Source organism: Providencia sp. LY12 (assembly GCF_057621555.1).
This window is the reverse complement of sequence record NZ_CM172594.1, coordinates 1,199,553-1,224,049: the sequence shown is the minus strand read 5'-3', so window position 1 is coordinate 1,224,049 and position 24,497 is coordinate 1,199,553. Positions and strand designations below refer to the sequence as shown.

Here is a 24,497-nt window from a genome sequence, read left to right as displayed (position 1 = left end):
GATCCATTTTATAGAAAAGACATTCACCTGCTACAGACTAAACTGTAGCGATTATTCACCATAGGATTATCGGTGCCATGCAAGAACAATATCGTCCAGAAGATATAGAGCCTAAAGTACAGCGTCACTGGGATGAACAACAAACGTTCAAGGTGACAGAAGACAACAGCAAAGAGAAATACTACTGCCTGTCCATGCTACCTTACCCTTCTGGTCGACTACACATGGGCCACGTTCGTAACTACACCATTGGTGACGTGATCTCCCGCTACCAGCGTATGCTGGGCAAAAACGTTCTGCAACCAATTGGTTGGGATGCGTTTGGTCTGCCAGCTGAAGGTGCCGCGGTTAAAAATAACACTGCGCCTGCACCATGGACTTACGCCAATATCGATTACATGAAAGGTCAGCTGAAAATGCTGGGCTTCGGTTACGATTGGAACCGCGAAGTGACCACCTGTACGCCAGAATATTACCGTTGGGAACAGTGGTTCTTCACTAAGCTGTATGAAAAAGGCTTAGTATACAAAAAAACCTCCGCCGTTAACTGGTGTCCACACGACTTAACCGTTCTAGCAAACGAACAAGTTATCGACGGCTGCTGCTGGCGCTGTGATAGCCAAGTTGAGCGTAAAGAGATCCCTCAGTGGTTTATCAAAATTACCGACTACGCTGAAGAACTGCTCAATGACTTGGACAAACTGGAAGATTGGCCAGAACAAGTTAAAACCATGCAGCGCAACTGGATTGGTCGCTCTGAAGGTGTGGAAATCACCTTTGATGTTGCTGATCGCGCAGACAAATTAACTGTCTACACCACCCGCCCAGATACCTTTATGGGTGCGACATATGTGGCGGTTGCTGCAGGTCACCCATTAGCGCAAGAAGCTGCCAAAGCGAATAGCGAATTAGCCGACTTTATCGATGAGTGCCGTAATACCAAAACTGCGGAAGCGGATATGGCAACCATGGAGAAAAAAGGTCTGGCAACAGGTTTGTATGTCGTTCATCCATTAACCCAAGAAAAATTACCAATTTGGGTCGCGAACTTTGTTCTGATGGAATACGGTACAGGTGCAGTGATGGCAGTTCCAGCTCACGACCAACGTGACTGGGAATTTGCTCATAAATACAATCTGCCAATCAAAGCGGTAATTGCAGATGCTGAAGGCAACACGCCTGACTTATCTCAAGAAGCGATGACTGAGAAAAATGCTCTGATCAACTCAGGTGAATTTACTGGTTTAAGCAATGAAGCTGGCTTCAACGCGATCGCAGATAAACTGGTTTCCCTTGGTGCAGGTCAACGCAAAGTCAATTATCGCTTACGTGACTGGGGTGTTTCCCGTCAACGTTACTGGGGCGCGCCAATTCCAATGGCAACCTTAGAAGATGGTACTGTGGTTCCTGTTCCTGAAGACCAGTTACCGGTTATTTTACCGGAAGATGTCACCATGAACGGCATCACTAGCCCAATTAAAGCGGATCCTGAATGGGCAAAAACCACCATCAATGGTCAGCCAGCGCTGCGTGAAACCGATACCTTCGATACCTTTATGGAATCATCTTGGTACTACGCACGTTACACTTGCCCACAATATGACGATGGCATGTTGAACCCAGAAGCCGCAAACTACTGGCTGCCTGTGGATCAATACATCGGTGGTATTGAGCACGCCATCATGCACTTAATGTATTTCCGTTTCTTCCACAAATTAATGCGTGATGCCGGTCTGGTGAACTCTGATGAACCAGCAAAACGTTTACTGTGCCAAGGTATGGTTCTGGCCGATGCCTTCTACTACACCGGTAGCGATGGTCAGCGTGTATGGGTTTCTCCTGCGGATGCAATTGTTGAACGTGATGACAAAAACCGTATTACTAAAGCGGTAGACAGCGAAGGTCATGAACTGGTTTATACTGGTATGAGCAAGATGTCTAAATCTAAGAACAACGGTATTGATCCACAATTAATGGTCGAAAAATACGGTGCTGACACCGTCCGTCTGTTCATGATGTTCGCCGCGCCACCAGAATTAACACTGGAATGGCAAGAGTCTAGCGTTGAAGGGGCTAACCGTTTCGTTCGTCGTGTATGGCGTTTAGTTCACGAACACGCACAAAAAGGCGCAACTCAACCATTAGATATCAGCGCATTAACTGCGGAACAAAAAGATTTACGTCGCGACTTACATAAAACCATCGCGAAAGTGACTGACGATGTGGGTCGTCGTTACGCATTCAACACCGCTATCGCAGCGGTCATGGAATTTATGAACAAGTTAGTTCGCGCTCCGCAAGAAACTGAGCAAGACCGCGCTTTAGTTCAAGAATCTTTAGATGCTATCACGCTGATGTTATCGCCAATCATTCCACACGCTTGTTTCGAAATGTGGAAAGCATTAGGTCACAATGACGATATCGATTTTGCAAGCTGGCCTGTGGCTGACGAACAAGCCATGATCGATGATACTAAGCTGGTTGTTGTTCAAGTTAACGGTAAAGTCCGCGGTCGTATCACGGTCCCTGCTGATGCTAACCAAGAATTCGTTCTGGAAATGGCATCACAAGAAGGCAGCGTCGCGAAATACCTCGAAGGCGTTAGCATCCGTAAAGTCATTTACGTACCAGGTAAATTACTGAACTTAGTTGTTGGCTGATAAGGAGCCCAAGTGCGCTATCTGATAACTCTATTTCTCAGCCTGTCGGTGCTCGTCACCGCAGGTTGCGGTTTTCGCCTTCAAGGAACCACGCAACTTCCTGAAGAATTGAAAACATTACAGTTAAGTTCTGGCGACCCATACAGTTACCAAACTCGTGCGGTCAGGGAACAGCTGCGACTCAATAACGTGACTCTGCTAGATTCTGGTCGCGCTGACGTACCTATTTTGAAAATTGTAGGTTCAACAGAAAGCACCGATACCGTTTCGATTTATCAAGATGGTAAAGCAGCAGAGAAACAACTGACACTGGTCATGAAGGCGCAAGTGTTAATGCCGGATGGCGCTATTTATCCGCTGGAAACAAAAGTTGTGCGGACTTTCTTTGATAACCCGTTAGAAGCGCTCGCAAAAGATGCTGAGAACGAGATTGTGAAGCAAGAGATGCAACAACAAGCGGCACGTAACATCGTGCGCAAACTGCTTCTGGTTCACAGTGCTGAGTTAGAAAAGGCGAAAGCTCAAGCGGCTGAGAAACCTGTTGCCGAATAATGATACGCATTTATCCTGAACAGCTGGCCTCTTCGTTACAAGAGTCTCTAAGAGGCCGCTATCTCATTTGGGGCTCCGAGCCCCTTCTTATTCAAGAAAGCCAAGATGCTATTCGCCAAGTTGCACGTCAGCAAGGTTTTGAAGAGCATTTTACTTTCGCTTTAGAGCAAAATACGGATTGGGATGAAATTTTTAGTCTCTGCCAAGCGCTGAGTCTATTTGCCAGTCGCCAAATGCTCACCTTATTTTTGCCTGAAAATGGCCCTAATGCCGCGATGGCAGACAAGCTCACACAGCTCGCCGGTTTACTTCACCCCGACCTGCTATTAGTTCTACGCGGGCATAAACTCACTAAAGCGCAAGAAAACAGTGCTTGGTTCAAAGCCATCAGCCAAGATGGTATCTATGTCAGTTGCCTAACGCCTGAATATCAACGTTTGCCCCAGTGGGTCTCTAAGCGTGCTAGCCAAATGCGGCTTTCATTAGAAACTGAAGCAAACCAATTACTTTGCTATTGCTATGAAGGTAATTTATTGGGATTAGCGCAAGCGCTGGAAAGGCTTTCCTTGCTCTATCCGGATGGAAAGCTCACTTACCCTCGTGTCGAAAGTGCGGTGAATGATTCAGCCCATTTTACTCCCTACCATTGGGTTGATGCGATCCTAGCGGGTAAGCCTCGCCGTTCATGGCATATCCTTGAGCAGCTCAAGCAAGAAGATGTTGAACCTGTGATTTTACTACGGGCTATCCAACGAGAATTAATGTTGCTGATCACGTTAAAGCGTCAATCTGCGACCACCTCATTAAAAACGCTATTTGACCAACATAAAGTTTGGCAAAACCGTCGAGGATTGCTAGGCGAGGCGCTACAACGTTTAAGCTTACATCAATTACAATCGGCGTTGATGCTACTCACCCAAGCTGAAATTCACACTAAGCAGGATTTTTCCCACTCTTCATGGCCGGATTTGCAGTCTCTTTCCATGGTGTTATGTGGTAAAACCGATGCAGAACATTTTATTCTGCCACGATAATAACTGATAGCTAATCACCTAATATCAATGGTAATGAATGATGAACGCTAAACCACAAGGTCTACAAGCGCTATTTGGGGGGACTTTTGACCCTATTCATTATGGGCATCTACGCCCTGTTGAAGCATTAGCTAATCAGGTGGGGCTGCAAAAAGTCATTTTGCTGCCGAACCACGTTCCACCTCATCGACCTCAGCCGGAAGCTAGCCCTACCCAGCGATTAGAAATGGTAAAATTGGCCATTCAAAATAACCCACTGTTTACTGTTGATACCCGAGAACTCCAGCGAAATACGCCCTCTTTTACAATTGAAACGCTCAGTGAATTGCGCCAAGAACTTGGTCATGAACAACCTCTTGCGTTCATCATTGGTCAAGATTCCCTGTTATCCATTAATACATGGCATGGCTGGACTCAGCTATTAGATAAATGCCATTTACTGGTCTGTGCGAGACCCGGTTACGCCACGCATTTTACCGATCCAGATATGCAACAGTGGCTGCAACAGCATCAAGTGCAAGACCCTCAAGTATTGAGCCAAACGCCCTGTGGTTCGATTTTTATTGGCGATACACCACTGGTTAATATTTCAGCGACTGAAATACGTGAACAACTCAGCGAAGGTCAGGCTTGTGAAGATTTACTCCCTCGCGCAGTTTATCACTATATTCAACAGCAACATTTGTATCAAAAATAAGCAATTTTATTTCTATTAACCAAATAGGAATGTCAGCAAATAATTTATTCTCTTTTATTCACTTAATTTCGATTTAATTAATTGCACAACTCAGCGCTTATTCTAGAATATTGATACGTAAGAGATAGGGATATTTTATTTGTAAAGTTACGATAATTATCTTGCCCAATGGATAAGATATCCCTATAAATTGCCCACTTACGCCAATAAAAAATAATTTAGCCGATTTTTGTGAAAATCTGGGGTAAAATGGCGGCACTTTGCTAGGGGGATCCCCCTAGAAAGCACAATGATGAATAGTCTTTAACAAGAATAGTGTTTAACAAGAGATTCTCTCAATTTGAATGAAAGGTGAACCTTTTGCAAGGAACTGAACTCCAACAATTTATTATCGATCAACTTGAAGATGCGAAAGCGGAAGATATCATTTCGATCGATGTCCATGGGAAATCAAGTGTTACTGACCAAATGATCATCTGCACAGGGACGTCAACTCGTCACCTGATGTCTGTGGCTGATCGTTTAATTGATGCGTGCCGTAAAAACGGTTTAATGCCTCTCGGTGTTGAAGGTCAAGGCATTTCAGACTGGATTGTTGTCGACCTTGGTGATGCCATCGTCCATATCATGCAAGATGAAAGCCGCCGCATGTACGAACTAGAAAAGCTCTGGAGCTGAGTTTGAAATTACAACTCATCGCTGTCGGAACTAAAATGCCGGACTGGGTACAGACCGGCTTTATGGATTACCTTCACCGTTTTCCCAAAGATATGCCTTTCGAATTAACCGAAATCCCCGCAGGAAAACGTGGAAAAAATGCAGACATCAAACGCATTCTCGAAAAAGAAGGTGAATTGATGCTTGCCGCTGTCGGCAAAGGCAACCGTATCGTCACGCTGGATATTCCAGGAGATCGTTGGGATACACCCAAATTAGCCGTGCAGTTAGACAAGTGGAAACAAGATGGTCGTAATGTCAGTCTGTTAATTGGTGGACCAGAAGGACTTGCTCCGGCGTGTAAAGATGCCGCAGAACAAAGTTGGTCTCTATCGCCACTAACACTACCCCATCCGCTAGTTCGCGTCCTTGTTGCCGAAAGTCTTTATCGGGCATGGAGTATTACGACTAATCACCCATATCATCGGGAATAGTTAGGAATTAATTTGTACACAATGGCAATGGGATGAAACAACAACGCACCCCTTTTCGCGACCACACCGCAGAATCAGTTTTGTTTATTCGCCGAGCATTAATTGCTTTCGGCGTCATTGTCATACTTACTTCTATCCTCGTGACCAATTTGTATCATCTACAAGTAGTCCGTCATGACGATTACCAAACACGCTCAAATGATAACCGCATTAAATTGGTGCCTATTGCGCCTAGCCGCGGCATTATTTATGACCGAAAAGGCACCCAGTTAGCTCTCAATAGCACGTTTTATCAGCTAGAAATTGTTCCTGAAAAAGTAGATAACTTACAGGAAACACTCGATAAGCTACGGGATGTTGTTGACCTTACTGACGAAGATATCACCAACTTTGAAAAAGAGCGTAAACGCTCTCGCCGCTTTACGTCTATCGCGCTGAAAACCCAGCTAAATGAAGTTCAAGTTGCCCGCTTTGCCGTTAATCAATATCGCTTTCCTGGCTTAGAAGTGAAAAGTTATCAGCGTCGCTCATACCCTTATGGCTCCGCATTAACCCATGTCATCGGCTACGTCGCAAAAATTAATGATAAAGACGTCGAACGCCTTGATAAAGAAGGTTTATTACCTAACTACGCCGCCAGCCATGATATCGGTAAATTAGGTATTGAACGTTACTATGAAGATGTCTTACATGGTAAAACAGGCTACGAAGAAGTTGAAGTGAATAGCCGTGGTCGAGTGATCCGCCAATTACACGAGCAGCCACCGCAAGCAGGTCGCGATGTCTATTTAACTATCGACCTTGAATTACAAACTTATATTGAGAAAATCCTCACGACAAGTCGTGCTGCTGTCGTCGTTACAGACCCGCGTAATGGTGAGATCCTCGCCTTGGTTTCCACACCAAGTTACGATTCAAACTTGTTTGTGAACGGAATTTCCAACAAAGATTACCAAGAGCTGTTAAATAACCCTAACAGGCCGTTGATCAACCGCGCTACTCAGGGCTTATATCCACCCGCATCGACGGTGAAACCTTTTATCTCTGTCGCAGCATTAAGCGAAAAAGTCATTACGCCAAACACCACAATCTACGATCCAGGCTGGTGGCAACTCCCTGGCTCAGAAAAACGCTATCGTGACTGGAAACGCTGGGGACACGGTAAGCTGAATGTGGTCAAGTCTATCATTGAATCTGCGGATACCTTCTTCTACCAAGTCGCTTATGACATGGGGATTGACCGTCTTTCCGAATGGATGACCCGATTTGGTTACGGTGAATATACAGGTATTGACCTTTCCGAAGAGCGCCAAGGGATCATGCCAACCCGCGAATGGAAACAAAAACGCTATAAAAAACCTTGGTACCAAGGGGACACCATCCCTGTCGGGATTGGTCAAGGTTATTGGACATCAACGCCAATTCAAATGTCTAAGGCTTTGATGACGTTGATTAATGACGGAAAAGTCAAAACGCCTCATTTACTGTATGGAACCAAACTTGGCGATGCCATGGTACCTTATGAAGATAAAGAAACCCGACAAATTGGCGATATCCATTCTGGATATTGGGAGCTGGCCAAAACCGGTATGTACGGTGTGGCCAATGCGCCAAATGGTACTGGTAAGCGTAGTTTCGTAGGAACACCTTATAAAGTAGCTGCAAAATCAGGAACGGCGCAGGTATTTAGTTATGAAACCTATAACGCCAGCAAATTAGCCGAGCATTTACGTGACCATAAACTAATGATTGCTTATGCACCTTATGATAACCCCACTATTTCCGTTGCTATTATTTTAGAAAACGGGGGTGCAGGCCCAGCAGTTGGTGATATTGTTCGCCAAATCTTTGACCATGTCCTGTTAGGTGATAACAAAACCCAAGTCGAAAGTACGGGTGCCAGTGCAGAGGAAGATCGTTAATCATGACTGACGATAAGAGAAAATTATCACTATCAACACGTCTGCACATTGATGTGCCTATGTTATTAATCATCATCGCCTTACTCGCTTATAGCGCCTTTATTATGTGGAGCGCTAGCGGGTTAGATCCCGAGATGATGGAACGAAAACTAGGACAAATTTTTTCTGGTTTTATCGTGATGATCGTGATGGCGCAAATTCCACCTCGCATGTATGAAAGCCTCGCGCCACACCTGTTTATTTTCTGCGTTATTCTCTTAGTCTTCGTTGATGTTTTTGGGCAAATCAGTAAAGGGGCTCAGCGCTGGCTAGATTTGGGCTTTGTACGGTTCCAGCCATCCGAAATTGCGAAAATCGCGGTACCGCTCATGGTCGCTCGTTTCATGAACCGTGACTCATGCCCGCCGTCATTTAAAAATACCTGTATTGCCCTCGTATTTATTTTTGTCCCAACATTGCTGGTCGCAGCTCAGCCAGACTTGGGGACCTCGATCCTCGTCGCCGCATCAGGGCTATTTGTCCTATTTTTAGCAGGAATGAGCTGGCGTTTAATTGCCGTTGCCGCCGTCGCGCTTGCCGCCTTTATTCCGATGCTCTGGTTCTTCTTAATGCATGACTACCAGAGAGCCCGAGTCATGATGCTACTTGACCCAGAAAGTGATCCTCTAGGTAAAGGCTATCACATCATCCAATCTAAAATTGCGATTGGTTCTGGCGGTTTAATGGGTAAAGGCTGGTTGGAAGGCACTCAGTCTCAACTAGAATTCTTACCTGAACGTCACACCGACTTTATTTTCGCTGTATTAGCTGAAGAACTTGGATTGATTGGTGTCTTGATCTTATTGGGTCTTTATATCCTATTGATTATTCGTGGGCTATACATTGCTGCAAATGCGCAGAACACCTTCGGGCGAGTGATGGTCGGCGGATTAATCCTAATCCTATTTGTGTATGTGTTTGTTAATATTGGTATGGTGAGTGGTATTCTACCTGTTGTGGGGGTTCCCCTCCCCTTAGTGAGTTATGGGGGCTCCGCCTTAATTGTTTTAATGGCTGGATTCGGTATTATCATGTCTATCCATACCCACAGAAAATTTTTATCTAAGAGTTTATAAAATGAGGCTTAGTATGCGTTTACAATGGATTATGCTCGCCATGGCAACCACATTACTCAGTGGGTGTATTAACGAAGACGTTAAGCAGCAGCCAACAGTTCCAACTAATGTCCCTACACAAGATGTGTTGGGTGCTGAGCCACATTATGAGCCTTATCATCCAACGGCAAATAATGATTACCAGCGTAATGGCAAGCAATACCAAATTGTCCGTGAACCCGCACAGTTCTCCCAAGTTGGCTATGCGTCAATTTATGGTCAAGAAGCTTCCGGTCAATTGACTGCCATTGGTGAACGCGCTAACCCAGTAGAGTTAACTGCAGCTCACCCTACATTACCTATTCCAAGTTATGCTCGTATTACCAACATGATGAACGGGCGCATGATGGTGGTTCGTATCAATGACCGTGGCCCTTATACTCCTGGCAAAAGTATTGCCGTATCCCGTGCAGTCGCTGATCGCTTAAATCTGATGACGACCACAAAAATTAAAATTGATGCAATCCAAGTTGCACCAGATGGAAGCTTATCAGGGCCAGGAACTGTTGGTTCAAACTTTGTTAAACAAAGTTATGCCCTGCCGGATCGTCCACAATTAGGTTCAGGTCCATTAGGTACACCGGTGATGCAAGAATCCCCAGCGCCAAGCAACGTATTACCAGTAAAACAGCCTGCGGAACCTATGCAACCAACGATGCCAGATATGAACATCAAGCAGCCAGAACCACAAGTTGCACCGAAAGCCACTGAGACAGAATCCGTTCCTGAACGTGGTTTCTTAGTTCAAGCTGGCGCTATCAGTAGCAAAGCAAACGCACAAAGTATGTTAGATAACTTAAAAAATCAGTTTAACGTACCGGGTCGCCTACAGCCTTACAATGGCATCTACCGCGTTCAATTAGGACCTTTTACAACGAGACAGCAAGCGGTAGAGATACAATCTCGTTTACAGTCTGAGCGCAATCAACAATCCATGGTTGTTGCCCCTTAATCACTCAATAACCGAATAATTTACGTTGCTGGGGGAAATTATTGATAGCTCCCCCTGCAACTTAAAGTACAACGGGTATAAACTAGCGTAAATTTACCTGCACAGCGCAAGAGCTTCTTTTATCTGCCTTCGAACTTTTGCTAAACTGCGCTTTCTTGTGTTAACCGAATGTTGGATGTAATGATACAACCATGAAAAATGTCTCCTCATCACGCAATGTCTTTCTGCCACAAATCGTGCGTCAGACTGCGCTGGCTTCTGCACTGATCGTTTCTACTGTCACTTTTGCAAATGCGAATGAAGCTTTTCCAAATACTTCAGTTCCTGCTGCTCCAGCTATCGATGCTGAAGCGTATATCTTGATTGATTACAATTCAGGTAAAGTGCTTGCCGAAAGTAATGCAGATCAGCGCCGCGACCCTGCTAGCTTGACCAAAATGATGACGAGCTATGTCATCGGTCAAGCCATTAAATCAGGCAAAATTGGCGCGAATGACATGGTCACCGTGGGTGAAGATGCATGGGCGACAGGTAACCCAATTTTCAAAGGCTCTTCATTAATGTTCTTAAAACCCGGAGATCGCGTGAGTGTTTCTCAGCTAACCCGTGGTATTAACTTACAATCAGGTAATGATGCCTGTGTTGCTATGGCAGACTATGTCGCAGGTGATCAAGCTAACTTTGTTAACTTGATGAACACCTACGTGAATAAACTGGGTCTGCAAAATACGCACTTCCAAACAGTACATGGTCTCGATGCTGCGGGTCAGTACAGCTCTGCTCGTGATATGGCATTGATTGGTCAAGCGCTGATCCGTGATGTACCGGAAGAATACGAAATTTATAAAGAAAAAGAATTCACGTTTAACAATATCCGCCAAACTAACCGTAATGGTCTGTTATGGGATAAGAGCCTTGCAGTTGATGGGATCAAAACCGGTCACACTGACGCTGCAGGTTATAACTTAGTTGCCTCTGCAAAAGATGGCGATATGCGTCTTATTTCCGTCGTTATGGGTGGAAAAAGCAGTAAAGGGCGTGATGCAGAAAGCAAAAAATTGCTGACTTACGGCTTCCGTTTCTATGAAACAGTAAAACCTCTGCAAGCTGGCGTCGAATTTGCCACCGCTCCAGTTTGGTTTGGTGATGACAGCGAAGTTAAATTAGGCGTGGTTGAAGACCTGTACCTCACTATCCCTCGCGGCCGTTTAAAAGACTTAAAAGCAAGCTACGAATTAACCACCACTGAAATCGAAGCGCCGCTGAAAAAAGGCCAACAAGTGGGAATGATTAGCTTCCAATTAGACGGTAAAACCATCGAACAGCGTCCTTTAGCGGTATTAAAAGATGTTGAAGAAGGCGGATTCTTCAGCCGTTTAATCGACTACATCAAATTATTATTCCATCGTTGGTTTGGTTAATACTTGAAATTGAAATCAGTTAGCCCCATATAGTTTGTATCTGAAAGCCTGTAGTGAAATACAAACCCTGATGGGCTAGTGAATTGGCTGGCGAAATCAATTTTCTTCCAGCCAATTTTTATGCAGGCGCTAATCAATCTTTTAGGAGTGCCCATGAAAACGAAATTAGGTGAACTGCTTGAGTTCCCATGTCCATTGACCTACAAAGTGATGGGCCTAGCGCAGCCAGAATTAGTTGACCAAGTCATTGAAGTGGTTCAACGCCATGCTCCAGGTGATTATGCACCAGACGTTAAACCGAGCAGCAAAGGTAACTACCATTCTGTCTCTATTACGATTAACGCCACTCATATTGAGCAAGTTGAAACGCTCTACACTGAGTTAGGTGCATTAGAGTTAGTCAAAGTTGTGCTGTAATTAGTAACAAGAAAACCGAGCCACAAGCTCGGTTTTTTATTATCCGCAATATCAGCTGAAAAATAACAAGTTAATAACAAGACAAACTGGTGGTAACGCGTTCACAGCGTTATACTGCCATTCATCTTTACAGCCTGTGGACACCGTATTTTGTCGAAGAATAGCATCATCATCCGCGACTTAGGTCTGGCTCCCTACGAGAGCACATCTGAGGCAATGCACCAATTTACAGAATCCCGCACCCCTGATACCTGCGATGAGATTTGGCTGGTACAGCACCCATCCGTATTTACCCAAGGGCAAGCTGGCAAAGCCGAACACCTTCTCGCGCCAGGAAATATCCCCGTGATCCAAAGTGATCGTGGTGGGCAAGTGACTTACCATGGTCCCGGTCAGCAAGTCATGTATGTGATGATAGATCTAAAACGCAGCCACATTGGTGTCCGTGAGCTTGTTAGCGCCCTAGAAACTTGCGTGGTCAATACCCTTGCCCATTTTAATATCAGTGCGTATCCACGCCCTGATGCCCCCGGCGTTTATGTCAACGGAGACAAAATTTGCTCCCTTGGCTTACGTATTCGAAAAGGCTGTTCATTCCATGGATTGGCGTTGAATGTGGATATGGATCTCGAGCCTTTTAATCGCATTAACCCTTGTGGTTATAGTGAATTGAAAATGACACAAGTGAGAGCGCTGTCGCCAAACATTACATTAAACGATGTTCAGCCAGTGCTTATTAGTCAGTTCTGTGACACACTTGGATTTCATATTGTTCAATAATAATGCTATAATTTTTTAACATTTTTCAAAAAAATTTTAATGGCAAACAGATAACTGGAACCGGCACATTATGAGTAAACCAATTCAGATCGAGCGTGGAATTAAATACCGTGACGCCGATAAAATGGCACTGATCCCTGTTAAAAACGTGGTGACGGAACGTGAAGAAATTCTGCGTAAACCTGACTGGATGAAAATCAGATTGCCAGCTGATTCTACGCGAATTCAAGGCATTAAAGCCGCAATGCGTAAAAATGGCCTGCACTCAGTCTGCGAAGAAGCTTCCTGCCCTAACCTCTCTGAATGTTTTAACCACGGAACTGCCACCTTTATGATCTTAGGTGCTATCTGTACTCGCCGTTGCCCATTCTGTGACGTTGCCCATGGTCGACCAAATGCCCCTGATGCGAATGAGCCAGAAAAATTAGCGCAAACCATCAAAGACATGGCTCTGCGTTATGTGGTTATTACTTCCGTTGACCGTGATGATTTGCGTGATGGTGGTGCCCAGCACTTTGCTGATTGTATCAGTGCCATCCGTGAAAAAAGCCCGACCATTAAAATTGAAACTCTCGTGCCTGACTTCCGTGGACGTATGGATCGGGCATTAGAAATTCTCACCGCTACGCCACCGGATGTGTTTAACCACAACCTTGAAAACGTACCGCGTATTTACCGCCAAGTTCGCCCTGGTGCTAACTACGAATGGTCACTGAAATTACTGGAAAAATTCAAAGAAGCTCACCCTGAAATTCCAACAAAATCAGGCTTAATGGTAGGCTTAGGGGAAACCAACGAAGAGATCATTGAAGTGATGCGTGATCTGCGTCGTCATGGCGTTACCATGTTAACGTTGGGGCAATACTTGCAGCCAAGCCGCCACCACTTACCCGTTAAACGCTATGTGAGCCCTGCTGAGTTCGATGAAATGAAAGAGGCAGCGATGGATATGGGCTTCACTCACGCAGCCTGTGGCCCGTTTGTACGCTCTTCCTATCATGCCGATCTACAAGCAAAAGGCGAAGAAGTTAAATAATATTAATCTTTTCGTCTAAATAGTGATTAAAAGAAACCCCAATTGTGAATTACTACACATTGGGGTTTTTTATTAGTTACCTAATTTATCACCAATGAAAATTATCATTAGATCAATTTTAGCGATAAAAAAACTCGCGCTAGCAAAGCTAGTGCGAGTTTAGTGCTGTTCGTTTCTAAGTATTTAATTACAAAGAGACAACGTTAGCAGCTGATGGACCTTTCGCGCCTTCAGTGATTTCAAATTCAACTTTTTGGCCTTCTGCTAAGGTTTTGAAACCGTCGCCAGAAATCGCAGAGAAGTGAACAAAAACATCTTTGCTACCATCTTCTGGAGTGATAAAACCAAAACCTTTGGACTCATTGAACCACTTAACGTTACCTTTAACTTTAGACATCAAATATTACCTTTAAAATAAAATAGACACACCATCTGTATCAAGCTCAGTACATCAAATATATAACTGACTTGTCTACAACCTAGATCACGAAAATTGATTTAAATGATAAAAAAATATTATTTATCCACCTATTTCGTCCAGAATACGGGGATAATTCTTAATAATAGTAATTAATACAAAGGTAAGTATTACTCATGGTTAATTTTTTAGCGTTTACTTCTCATGAATAAGTAACCAATCTTTAATATCCAATCCTCCTGTATAACCCACCAGCTTTCCGTCATGTCCTAAGACACGATGGCAAGGCACAATCAAAGATATAGGGTTACGAGAATTGGCCATACCGACGGCTCGACAATAGTTAACCGAGCCCAGTTTTAAGGCGAGATCTTTATAACTCCAGCGCTCACCATAAGGAATTTCGCACAAATGCTTCCAGACTTTTTTCTGAAATTCAGTACCTTGCGGATTCAATGCAACCGAAAACACTTTCCGCTTATGATTAAAATACTCTTTTAGTTCTTTCGCACACTGCTTTGAGAATTCGTTTTTCGACTCTTTCTCCGTTTTTTCATCAACAAAATAGATACTCGTCACACCTTCATCATCAGCCGTAATATGGATCCACGGTTTCGGAAAGTTTTCTGGGGCTACTAAATATTGATGGTACATAACATCTCCTCAAAAGGATTCATTTACCTGATTGTATATACAGTTATAAGGTAAATTATTTCTACTTTGCAATGATATTTTTTCTCAGTGTAGCTAACTGAATCATCTCCCCCTGAATTTTTTTATTTCCAATGTTAATAACAGCATAGACAATAATTCGAATGATTATCATTCAAATAAAGAAATCACTATATATTGTATGGTTGAAATATTTTACGCCTATATATAGGATCAACTCATCTTCAACACACCACCATTACGTAACTACCACGTTCTGAAAATGTTAAGGTGAAAAAAATGACTGAGATTACCATTTATAGTAAACCCAACTGCGTCCAGTGTAATGCAACCTACCAAGCGTTCGAGCGCAAGCAATTACCGTACACCATTATCGACCTTTCTGAAGATAACCAAGCCATTGAGTTCATAAGAAAACTAGGCTATCAGCAGCTTCCTGTCGTCATTGTAGGAGAGCAGCATTGGTCAGGCTTCCGCCCCGATAAAATCAATGCACTGATTGAGTAAGAGAGGTTGAAATGACCACTCAACCGCTAATTTATTTCTCGAGTCGCTCAGGTAATTGCCATCGATTCGTCGAAAAATTACAGCTGCCAGCCACTCGTATTCCCATTGGCCATCTACCTGAAAATGTACTTTTCGCCTCACAACCCTATGTGCTGTTGCTGCCGACCTATGGCGGTGGAACCGCTCATGGCGCTGTGCCTAAAGAAGTGGTGCACTTTCTCAATATCGAGGCAAACCGTGCGTTAATTCGCGGTGTCATCGCTGCGGGTAATACCAACTTTGGTGAGGCTTATGCCATTGCCGGCAACATTGTCGCTCAAAAATGCGCAATTCCCTTCCTCTACCGATTTGAATTATTAGGCACAGAGCGCGATGTGCAATCTGTAAAACATGGATTAAAAACATTCTGGGCTCACACAAAGGAGCAGATCAATGGATAACCCACAGCACAGTCACCTAAATAACAATCGCAATGCGGACTACCACGCGCTCAATGCGATGCTTAATCTTTATGATAGTGTAGGTCGTTTACAGTTGGATAAAGACAAACAAGCTGCTCACCTCTATTTCCGCCAGCATGTAAATCAAAACACGGTCTTTTTTCACGATTTAAAAGAAAAACTCGATTTCTTAGTCAATGAAAATTACTACGAAGAAGAGGTGCTCGCTCAATACGATTTCCCATTTATTAAACAGCTTTTTAAACAAGCCTACGCCCACAAATTTCGCTTTCAAACCTTTTTGGGCGCCTTTAAGTATTACACCAGTTATACCCTAAAAACCTTCGATGGTGAGCGTTATCTTGAGCGTTATGAAGACCGGGTTTGTATGGTTGCACTGGCTTTGGCGCAAGGCTCAAAATCCCTCGCGACACTCTTAGTGGATGAAATCATTAGCGGACGTTTTCAACCTGCCACTCCCACATTCCTTAACGGCGGTAAAAAACAACGCGGCGAGCTTATTTCCTGCTTTTTACTGCGTATAGAAGACAATATGGAGTCCATCGGGCGCTCCGTGAACTCAGCCCTGCAACTGTCCAAGCGCGGAGGTGGTGTCGCTTTCTTGATGAGTAATTTGCGCGAACAAGGCGCACCGATTAAACAGATAGAAAACCAATCGTCCGGCGTGGTTCCAGTGATGAAAATGCTGGAGGATGCCTTTTCCTATGCCAATCAGCTAGGAGCAAGACAAGGTGCAGGCGCAGTGTATCTTCATGCTCATCACCCCGATATCCTGCGATTTTTAGATACTAAACGGGAAAATGCGGATGAAAAAATTCGAATTAAAACGCTTTCACTTGGGGTCGTGATCCCCGATATCACTTTCCAGCTCGCTAAAAACAATGAAGACATGTACCTGTTTTCCCCCTATGACATCCAAAAAGTCTATGGGGTACCGATGTCGGAAATCAGCGTGACAGAAAAATATCATGAAATGGTGAATAACAAAGCCATCAAGAAATTCAAAATTAATGCGAGAGAGTTTTTCCAGACTATCGCCGAAATTCAATTTGAATCTGGCTATCCCTACATTTTGTTTGAGGATACGGCTAACCGCGCCAATCCGATTGCAGGCCGAATCAATATGAGTAACTTGTGCTCTGAGATTTTACAGGTAAACCAACCTAGCCTTTATGAAGAAGATTTAAGCTACCAATATATTGGTAAAGATATTAGCTGTAATTTAGGCTCCATGAACATCGCCAAAACCATGGATTCTCCTGATTTTGCACGCTCAATTGATACTGCCGTTCGCGCCTTAACTGCCGTTTCTGATATGAGCAATATTCGCTCAGTTCCATCCATAGCCAAAGGTAACCAACAATCCCACGCCATTGGCTTAGGGCAAATGAATTTACATGGTTTCTTAGCTCGTGAACATATTCATTATGGTTCTGAAGAAGGGTTAGATTTTACCAATATCTACTTTTACACCGTGGCATACCATGCCTTAAAAACCTCGAACCAATTAGCTATCGAACGCCAACAAGCTTTTGATGGTTTTGAAATGTCCACCTACGCCAGTGGCGAGTATTTTGATAAATATATCAACAAAACATGGTCACCAAAGACCCAAACCGTGCAGGAATTATTCCGACGTTCGGGCATCGAAATACCAACACAAACGGACTGGCAGACATTAAAACAGTCCGTGATGGCACATGGAATTTATAATCAAAACTTGCAAGCTATTCCGCCTACGGGGTCTATCTCTTATATCAATAATGCTACCTCCAGTATTCACCCCGTGGTCGCGCCTATCGAAATTCGTAAAGAAGGTAAGATTGGGCGTGTTTACTACCCAGCCCCTTTTATGACCAATGAGAATCTCAAATACTACCAAGATGCTTATCAGATTGGTCCTGAGAAAATTATTGATACCTATGCCGAAGCCACCCAACACGTCGACCAAGGTTTATCACTAACCCTATTTTTCGATGGCAATGCCACCACCCGTGATATCAATAAAGCCCAAATATACGCATGGCGAAAAGGGATCAAAACCTTGTATTACATTCGATTACGTCAGACAGCACTTGAAGGCACCGAAGTCGAAGGCTGCGTCTCCTGCTCACTGTAAAAGGAAAAAGATAATGACCACCAGCACGCTCAATCGCCCTGTTCAAGCAATAAACTGGAACCGCATCCAGGATGATAAAGATCTCGAAGTGTGGAATCGATTGACCAGTAATTTTTGGCTTCCTGAAAAAATTCCACTATCCAACGATACGGTTTCTTGGAACACGCTGACACCTGCCGAACAGCAACTCACCATCCGCGTTTTTACGGGATTAACCTTGTTGGATACCATCCAAAATACCGTTGGCGCACCGTGTTTGATGGGAGATGCTCAAACGCCTCACGAAGAAGCGGTTCTCTCCAATATCAGCTTTATGGAAGCAGTGCATGCACGCTCTTACAGCTCGATTTTTTCAACACTGTGTTCCACTGCCGATGTTGATGAAGCCTATCGTTGGAGTGAAGAAAACAGTGCGTTGCAAAATAAAGCCAAAATTATTTTGTCTTACTACTGCGATGAGCATCCACTGAAGAAAAAAGTCGCCAGCGTCTTTTTAGAGTCATTTTTGTTTTACTCCGGTTTTTACTTACCCATGTACTGGTCAAGCCGAGGAAAACTCACCAATACCGCCGATTTAATTCGTCTGATCATCCGCGATGAAGCTATTCATGGTTACTATATTGGCTATAAATTTCAAAAAGCCCTTGTCCATTATTCTGAACAAGAACGCAATGAAATTAAGGATTTCACTTTTTCGCTCTTGTTTGATTTATATGAAAATGAAATCAAGTACACCCAAGAGCTGTATGATAGCGTTGGCTGGAGTGAAGATGTGAAAAGCTTCCTTCACTATAATGCGAATAAGGCCTTGATGAATCTGGGCTATGAGGCACTTTTCCCTGACTCAATAACCCAAGTTAGCCCTGAGATTTTGTCGGCACTTTCGCCTGATGCCAACGAAAACCATGACTTTTTCTCCGGTTCAGGTTCATCCTATGTGATTGGTAAAGCAGTCAGTACTGAAGATGATGATTGGCTTTTTTGAATAACATCAACAAAAATATCTCGCATCAATCTTTTGAAAAAAATAATAAAATCACTTAAATCATTAATACTATAAACGGTCATAGTGGGATAGGCTTGATGCCTACCCACAGATCATAAAATAACATTCATATCCGAAGCATAATGAGCATGAAAACACCACAAGCGGAACTGACTACGGGCTTAACGCTCTTAATGGCCATCGCCACTGGGCTGGTCGTTGCCAGTAACTATTACGCACAGCCCCTGTTAGACACTATCGCACTCCAATTCAACCTAACAACCAATATGGCGGGTTTTATTGTGACTGCCGCCCAATTAGGTTACGCCTTTGGGTTACTCTTCCTTGTTCCTCTTGGTGATCTTTTTGAACGCAAAAAATTGATCATCGTGATGACCACCTTGTCAGCCAGTGGTTTATTAATCACCGCGCTTTCTGACAATATTTGGCAAATTCTTCTCGGTACCGCCCTCACAGGGCTATTCTCCGTTGTCGCCCAAGTACTTGTTCCTATGGCAGCTTCTATTGCAAAACCTCATCAACGGGGCAAAGCGGTTGGCACCATTATGAGTGGGTTACTTCTTGGAATCTTACTCGCTCGAACTATCTCCGGTGGCGTGGCAATGATAGGCGGTTGGCGAGCTATTTACTGGGTTGCTTTTGGATTAATGATGCTCCTGATCCTAATTTTGGCGCTTAAATTACCGCGTTATCACCAAAAAACAGATCTTAACTATTTTCAACTCATTGGCTCTATCGGACGTCTGTTTTTTACTACGCCAGTCTTAGCGACTCGCGCACTGCTTGGCGCCCTCACTTTCGCGAACTTTGCGCTATTATGGACCGCGATGGCATTCTTATTAGCCAGCCCACCGTTTAATTATTCTGAGGGTACTATCGGGTTATTTGGTCTGGTTGGTGCAGCTGGCGCATTAATGGCAACCCAAGCAGGACGCTTAGTGGATAAAGGTAAAGGCAAATTAGTCACTACCCTTGGACTAATTCTATTGTTGCTCTCGTGGATCCCAATCGGTCTGGCAAAATATTCACTGATCGCTTTTATTATCGGCATCTTAGTGCTTGACCTTGCCATCCAAGGTGTTCACGTGACTAACCAAAGCACGCTTTATCGTATTATGCCTGAAGCACGAAATCGCTTAACTGCCGGCTATATGACCAGTTATTTTATTGGCGGAGCACTAGGTTCATTACTTTCAGGTTATGCCTATGAACATGCAGGTTGGATGGGCGTAGCGATTTCAGGCGTTGTTATCACAGGTATCAGTTTAATCATTTGGGCAATTGGTGCTCGATTCGATCCAATTATTACCTCTGAACAGTAATCCCTTCATTCATTTTTATCTATAGCAGTCATCTATTTGGCTGCTATAGAACTTACCGCTCATTTAATATCTCATCTATTATTCATGCGTCCATTATTTAACCTATTATTATATCTCTGTGATAATAATCATCATGTTAAATAGCTAACAATGATAAATAATTGGTTCAAGGTATAATTTACCTAGAAAAAGTTAATAAGTGACACAGTTAAGCAAAAAGTATATCTTTATCAAATGGTATACTTCTTACCCACAAAATATTAATTCGGTATTACTCAATACCCTAGATGCCTTTTTAGGGTATTTACCTCAAAAAACAAAAAGATCCTTCTATCTTGTAATTATTGAGTAATAAAAAAAATGGTATTGAGTTAATGCGATGTGATTATATATTGTTTTATATGATTTTATTTGTCGTATAAAACGCAATTATATTTTCATCTATTTACCTACATGATAGTAAGAAAGCAGTGATTGTTAATTGAACTATACTAAATGCGTTAAAACACATTCATAAAATTTATGAATGATGTATCATTGTCAAAATAAAATGGATGAAATTAATTAAGTATAATTGCTAATTCTATCTTTTAATATACCATTTACATGGTTGATTACAGTTGAAATCTTACCAACTGAAACTAATAAGGTATCCAAATAATGGAAAGTTCATTTACACCGACAGAAGAATTACTTAACGCTCGCGTCGCGCAACAAACTTCACAAGAAAATACTATCCCTTACCAAGAAATTTTATTGACGCGCTTGTGCATGCACGTTCATGGAAAACTGTTGGAATCACGTAATAACATGCTAAGAGCTCAAGGTGTCAATGAAACGCTATTTATGGCGCTCATGATCCTTGATACTAAAGATTCTCATAGCATTCAGCCATCTGAACTCAGTGCAGCATTAGGTTCTTCACGGACTAACGCAACACGTATTGCTGATGAATTAGAAAAAAATGGTTGGATTGAGCGTAAAGAAAGCCATAACGACCGTCGCTGCCTACATTTGCACTTAACGGAAAAAGGCTCTGAGTTTCTCAGTGGATTATTACCGCCGCAACATAAAGCATTGATCGATATCTGGTCTTCATTGGATACTGATGAAAAACAGCTGCTCGACAAGCTGATGCGCAAATTATTAGCAAAACTCGATAGCATAAAAGAGTGATAATATTGACCACAGATATTTCATGGTTAATGTTTTTGAGGCATTCTGTGGCTTAAACTGAAAAAAAAACTTTTCACTCACATATATTTCATTATCCTTTCAGTTATATATTGCGATATCCCATCGAGCAACGAAATCATTTGTCGTCTTAGTTTCCAGTAGTTAACACTAACTGCTGGAAACAGCCGTTATTTTTATCCATTGAATATGGGGAACCACCAGTATGAGCGCACGCGAGGATCTGCCTGAAACGCAAACGCCGCCATTAAACAAAAAAAGACAGCGCAGAAATGCACTAATGTTCCTAACCGTTATTTTTATCGCGATAGGTATCGGTTGGACTGCATACTGGTATCTCGTCTTACGCCATTACGAATCAACAGACAACGCTTACGTTGCTGGAAATCAAGTTCAAATCCAAGCGCAAATATCCGGTAGCGTCATGACAGTCAATGTCGATAACACCGATTTTGTGAAAAGTGGAACGGTACTGGTGGAGTTAGATCCTAGAGATGCCGAACTCGCCCTTGAAAAAGCCAAAACTGAACTTGCTAACAGCGTTCGACAATCACAACAGCACATTATCAATAGCCGTCAATTTCAAGCGAATATTGATGTTAAACGCTCTGAACTATCCCGCTTACAAAATGATTTAAAACGCCGCGAAGTCTTAGGTAGCAGCAATTTAATCGGTAAAGAAGAGCTCCAACATGCGAGAGAAGCGGTCATTAGTGCGAAAGGTGCACTTGATGTGGCGATTGAACAGTACAACGCCAATCAAGCCATCGTGCTCAATACGGCTTTAGAAAAGCAACCTCTTGTTGAACAAGCTGCAACGCAGGTACGAAATGCATGGCTTGCCCTGCAACGCACCAAAATTGTCAGCCCAGTGGACGGTTACGTTTCCCGCCGTAGTGTGCAAGTCGGTTCACAAATCACGCCAAATACCCCATTAATGGCAATTGTGCCATCCAGCGGAATGTGGATTGATGCCAACTTTAAAGAGACGCAATTAGCGAGCATGCGCATTGGTCAACCCGCCAAAGTAACCACCGATTTCTACGGCAAAAATGTGGTATTCAACGGTACCGTGGTTGGGCTTGATATGGGGACGGGGAGCGCGTTCTCGTTATTACCTGCTCAAAATGCGAGCGGTAACTGGATCAAAGTAGTTCAACGCCTTCCAGTACGTATCGCCCTCGATGAAACTCAACTTGATGAGTACCCTCTACGTATTGGGCTCTCAACCGAAGTCGAAGTGGATACGGCCAATAAAGACGGCAAAGTGTTATCCAAAGGCCTGCGCGATACGCCGGCTTATCACACAACCGCTTTAGCGGTTGATATGTCTCCTGCTGACAAAATTGTTGCTGAGATTATTCAAAATAACTCTGGCAAATAAGTAAACGGAGACATTAACGTGACAAATGCACCGTTAACAGGTTCAAAACTGGCTTGGATGACCATTGCGTTATCTTTGGCTACTTTCATGCAAGTTTTGGATTCGACCATTGCTAACGTCGCTATCCCCACAATTGCGGGTAACTTGGGTGCATCTAACTCACAAGGCACATGGGTGATCACATCGTTTGGGGTAGCGAATGCTATCTCTATTCCGATCACTGGCTGGTTAGCTCGTCGTATTGGTGAAGTTCGCCTCTTTTTATGGTCTACCGGGCTTTTCGCCCTTACCTCATGGTTGTGTGGGATCTCCAACAGCTTAGAAATGCTGATTTTATTCCGCGTCCTACAAGGTTTGGTTGCAGGTCCACTCATTCCTTTGTCTCAGAGTCTCTTACTCAATAACTATCCACCAGCCAAACGTAGTATGGCTCTTGCACTGTGGTCAATGACCATTGTGGTTGCGCCAATTTGTGGGCCTATTCTTGGTGGCTATATTAGTGACAACTACCACTGGGGCTGGATTTTCTTTATCAACGTTCCTTTTAGTATTGCGATTATTTTTGCCATTATGCGAACGCTTAAAGGACGTGAAACTCAAATCGCGATCAAGCCAATTGATACCGTCGGGCTTGTCTTACTGGTTGTCGGGATTGGTGCATTGCAGATTATGCTCGACCAAGGGAAAGAGCTCGATTGGTTTAACTCTACGGAGATCATCGTTCTGACCGTTATCGCCGTTGTCGCGATAGCCTTCTTAATTGTTTGGGAACTGACTGATGAGCATCCCGTCATCGACCTTTCCCTCTTTAAAGAGCGTAATTTCACCATTGGTTGTTTGGCGCTCAGCTTGGCGTATATGCTCTATTTCGGTACCATTGTCCTATTGCCTCAGTTACTGCAAGAAGTGTACGGTTATACGGCAACATGGGCGGGTTTGGCCTCGGCGCCTGTGGGTCTATTGCCGCTGCTGATCACGCCGATTATTGGTCGCTTTGGTAACCGTATTGATATGCGTTATTTAGTGACATTCAGTTTTATTATGTATGCCGTCTGCTATTACTGGCGAGCTTACACCTTTGAGCCTGGTATGGGATTTGCCGCAGCAGCATGGCCTCAGTTCGTTCAAGGTTTAGCGATAGCCTGCTTCTTTATGCCACTCACGACCATTACATTATCAGGTTTACCACCAGAAAGAATGGCATCAGCGTCCAGCTTATCTAACTTCACGCGAACCTTAGCGGGTGCAATTGGTACCTCCATCACCACCACGTTGTGGACACAGCGTGAAGCAATGCACCATGAAAATCTGACAGAGTTTGTTAACCCGTATAATCCAAATGCTCAACATATGTACAGTGAGTTGGCGCAAATAGGAATGAATGAGCAGCAAAGTGCTGCGTATATTGCGCGCTCAATTACTGAGCAAGGGCTAATTATTTCTGCTAATGAAATTTTCTGGATGTCCGCTGGCGTGTTTATTCTGTTAATGGTGATTGTATGGTTTGCCAAACCACCATTCGGAGCTGGTTCAAAAGATGGTGGCGGAGCTCACTAGCTGGCATATAATCCAAATGAAAAAAAACCATACACAATTTTGCGTATGGTTTTTTTTTAAGCTAGCTCAAGTCAGTAAGTA

General features: G+C 43.5%; 23 protein-coding genes. 21 read left to right on the top strand and 2 right to left on the bottom strand.

Translation table 11 applies throughout. The features are described 5' to 3' along the window. Positions 1-77: 77 nt before the first annotated feature. The 13 genes from leuS to lipA all read left to right on the top strand — a co-directional run bounded on the left by leuS (position 78) and on the right by lipA (position 13,776). A complete protein-coding gene (gene leuS / locus ACY3ZI_RS05530; RefSeq protein WP_487376365.1) occupies positions 78-2,660 on the top strand; it encodes a leucine--tRNA ligase in 2,583 nt (860 codons plus the stop codon). Between the two features lie 12 nt (positions 2,661-2,672). Next, the gene (lptE, locus tag ACY3ZI_RS05525; RefSeq protein ID WP_036947677.1) at positions 2,673-3,212 is read left to right on the top strand and encodes an LPS assembly lipoprotein LptE; all 540 of its coding nucleotides are present in this window, start codon (positions 2,673-2,675) and stop codon (positions 3,210-3,212) included. Further along, entirely contained in the window at positions 3,212-4,246 is a 1,035-nt protein-coding gene (holA, locus tag ACY3ZI_RS05520; protein WP_036947680.1) for a DNA polymerase III subunit delta, read from the top strand. The genes lptE and holA overlap by 1 nt, the downstream gene beginning before the upstream one ends. A gap of 40 nt (positions 4,247-4,286) precedes the next feature. Next, positions 4,287-4,943 (top strand): nicotinate-nucleotide adenylyltransferase, encoded by a 657-nt coding sequence (gene nadD, locus ACY3ZI_RS05515; RefSeq protein ID WP_187129818.1) that lies wholly within the window; start codon positions 4,287-4,289, stop codon positions 4,941-4,943. Positions 4,944-5,294: 351 nt separating this feature from the next. After that, entirely contained in the window at positions 5,295-5,621 is a 327-nt protein-coding gene (rsfS, locus tag ACY3ZI_RS05510) for a ribosome silencing factor (RefSeq protein ID WP_080675589.1), read from the top strand. Between the two features lie 2 nt (positions 5,622-5,623). After that, complete coding sequence (gene rlmH / locus ACY3ZI_RS05505) at positions 5,624-6,094, top strand: 23S rRNA (pseudouridine(1915)-N(3))-methyltransferase RlmH (protein WP_006660942.1); 471 nt, start codon at positions 5,624-5,626, stop codon at positions 6,092-6,094. Positions 6,095-6,126: 32 nt separating this feature from the next. After that, positions 6,127-8,016, top strand: coding sequence for a peptidoglycan DD-transpeptidase MrdA (gene mrdA / locus ACY3ZI_RS05500; RefSeq protein WP_036947689.1), 1,890 nt, complete (start codon positions 6,127-6,129; stop codon positions 8,014-8,016). Between the two features lie 2 nt (positions 8,017-8,018). Next, positions 8,019-9,131 carry a peptidoglycan glycosyltransferase MrdB gene (gene mrdB, locus ACY3ZI_RS05495; RefSeq protein WP_036947691.1) on the top strand — a complete coding sequence of 371 codons (1,113 nt, stop codon included), beginning with the start codon at positions 8,019-8,021 and terminating at the stop codon, positions 9,129-9,131. Positions 9,132-9,144: 13 nt separating this feature from the next. Continuing rightward, on the top strand, positions 9,145-10,122 hold the full coding sequence (gene rlpA, locus ACY3ZI_RS05490) for an endolytic peptidoglycan transglycosylase RlpA (RefSeq protein ID WP_211887934.1): 978 nt from the start codon (positions 9,145-9,147) through the stop codon (positions 10,120-10,122). A gap of 191 nt (positions 10,123-10,313) precedes the next feature. Next, on the top strand, positions 10,314-11,543 hold the full coding sequence (gene dacA, locus ACY3ZI_RS05485; RefSeq protein ID WP_487376360.1) for a D-alanyl-D-alanine carboxypeptidase DacA: 1,230 nt from the start codon (positions 10,314-10,316) through the stop codon (positions 11,541-11,543). A gap of 153 nt (positions 11,544-11,696) precedes the next feature. After that, positions 11,697-11,960, top strand: a complete 264-nt coding sequence (gene ybeD, locus ACY3ZI_RS05480) for a DUF493 family protein YbeD (RefSeq protein WP_006662335.1) — start codon at positions 11,697-11,699, stop codon at positions 11,958-11,960. Between the two features lie 216 nt (positions 11,961-12,176). Next, the gene (gene lipB, locus ACY3ZI_RS05475; RefSeq protein ID WP_230082517.1) at positions 12,177-12,740 is read left to right on the top strand and encodes a lipoyl(octanoyl) transferase LipB; all 564 of its coding nucleotides are present in this window, start codon (positions 12,177-12,179) and stop codon (positions 12,738-12,740) included. 70 nt (positions 12,741-12,810) lie between these two features. Then, the gene (gene lipA, locus ACY3ZI_RS05470; RefSeq protein WP_036947707.1) at positions 12,811-13,776 is read left to right on the top strand and encodes a lipoyl synthase; all 966 of its coding nucleotides are present in this window, start codon (positions 12,811-12,813) and stop codon (positions 13,774-13,776) included. Positions 13,777-13,963: 187 nt separating this feature from the next. Here lipA and cspE read toward each other — a convergent pair whose 3' ends face one another. After that, positions 13,964-14,173 carry a transcription antiterminator/RNA stability regulator CspE gene (cspE, locus tag ACY3ZI_RS05465; protein WP_006662336.1) on the bottom strand — a complete coding sequence of 70 codons (210 nt, stop codon included), beginning with the start codon at positions 14,171-14,173 and terminating at the stop codon, positions 13,964-13,966. Positions 14,174-14,389: 216 nt separating this feature from the next. Next, a complete protein-coding gene (locus ACY3ZI_RS05460) occupies positions 14,390-14,848 on the bottom strand; it encodes a methylated-DNA--[protein]-cysteine S-methyltransferase (protein ID WP_006660933.1) in 459 nt (152 codons plus the stop codon). A 297-nt stretch (positions 14,849-15,145) separates the two neighbouring features. Here ACY3ZI_RS05460 and nrdH point away from each other — a divergent pair, with 297 nt between their 5' ends. The 8 genes from nrdH to emrB all read left to right on the top strand — a co-directional run bounded on the left by nrdH (position 15,146) and on the right by emrB (position 24,416). Beyond that, positions 15,146-15,373 carry a glutaredoxin-like protein NrdH gene (nrdH, locus tag ACY3ZI_RS05455; RefSeq protein WP_036947709.1) on the top strand — a complete coding sequence of 76 codons (228 nt, stop codon included), beginning with the start codon at positions 15,146-15,148 and terminating at the stop codon, positions 15,371-15,373. An 11-nt stretch (positions 15,374-15,384) separates the two neighbouring features. Beyond that, positions 15,385-15,813 carry a class Ib ribonucleoside-diphosphate reductase assembly flavoprotein NrdI gene (gene nrdI / locus ACY3ZI_RS05450; RefSeq protein WP_036947711.1) on the top strand — a complete coding sequence of 143 codons (429 nt, stop codon included), beginning with the start codon at positions 15,385-15,387 and terminating at the stop codon, positions 15,811-15,813. Further along, positions 15,806-17,953: a class 1b ribonucleoside-diphosphate reductase subunit alpha gene (nrdE, locus tag ACY3ZI_RS05445; protein ID WP_211887933.1), complete on the top strand. Its 2,148-nt coding sequence runs from the start codon at positions 15,806-15,808 to the stop codon at positions 17,951-17,953. Before nrdI ends, nrdE begins: the two co-directional genes overlap by 8 nt. Positions 17,954-17,966: 13 nt before the next feature. Next, positions 17,967-18,938 carry a class 1b ribonucleoside-diphosphate reductase subunit beta gene (nrdF, locus tag ACY3ZI_RS05440; protein ID WP_487376357.1) on the top strand — a complete coding sequence of 324 codons (972 nt, stop codon included), beginning with the start codon at positions 17,967-17,969 and terminating at the stop codon, positions 18,936-18,938. A 143-nt stretch (positions 18,939-19,081) separates the two neighbouring features. Next, entirely contained in the window at positions 19,082-20,281 is a 1,200-nt protein-coding gene (locus tag ACY3ZI_RS05435; protein WP_487376355.1) for an MFS transporter, read from the top strand. 660 nt (positions 20,282-20,941) lie between these two features. After that, a complete protein-coding gene (mprA, locus tag ACY3ZI_RS05430; protein WP_036947719.1) occupies positions 20,942-21,457 on the top strand; it encodes a transcriptional repressor MprA in 516 nt (171 codons plus the stop codon). A 223-nt stretch (positions 21,458-21,680) separates the two neighbouring features. Next, on the top strand, positions 21,681-22,859 hold the full coding sequence (emrA, locus tag ACY3ZI_RS05425; protein ID WP_211887931.1) for a multidrug efflux MFS transporter periplasmic adaptor subunit EmrA: 1,179 nt from the start codon (positions 21,681-21,683) through the stop codon (positions 22,857-22,859). Between the two features lie 57 nt (positions 22,860-22,916). Next, positions 22,917-24,416, top strand: a complete 1,500-nt coding sequence (gene emrB, locus ACY3ZI_RS05420) for a multidrug efflux MFS transporter permease subunit EmrB (protein ID WP_051422531.1) — start codon at positions 22,917-22,919, stop codon at positions 24,414-24,416. Positions 24,417-24,497: the final 81 nt, after the last annotated feature.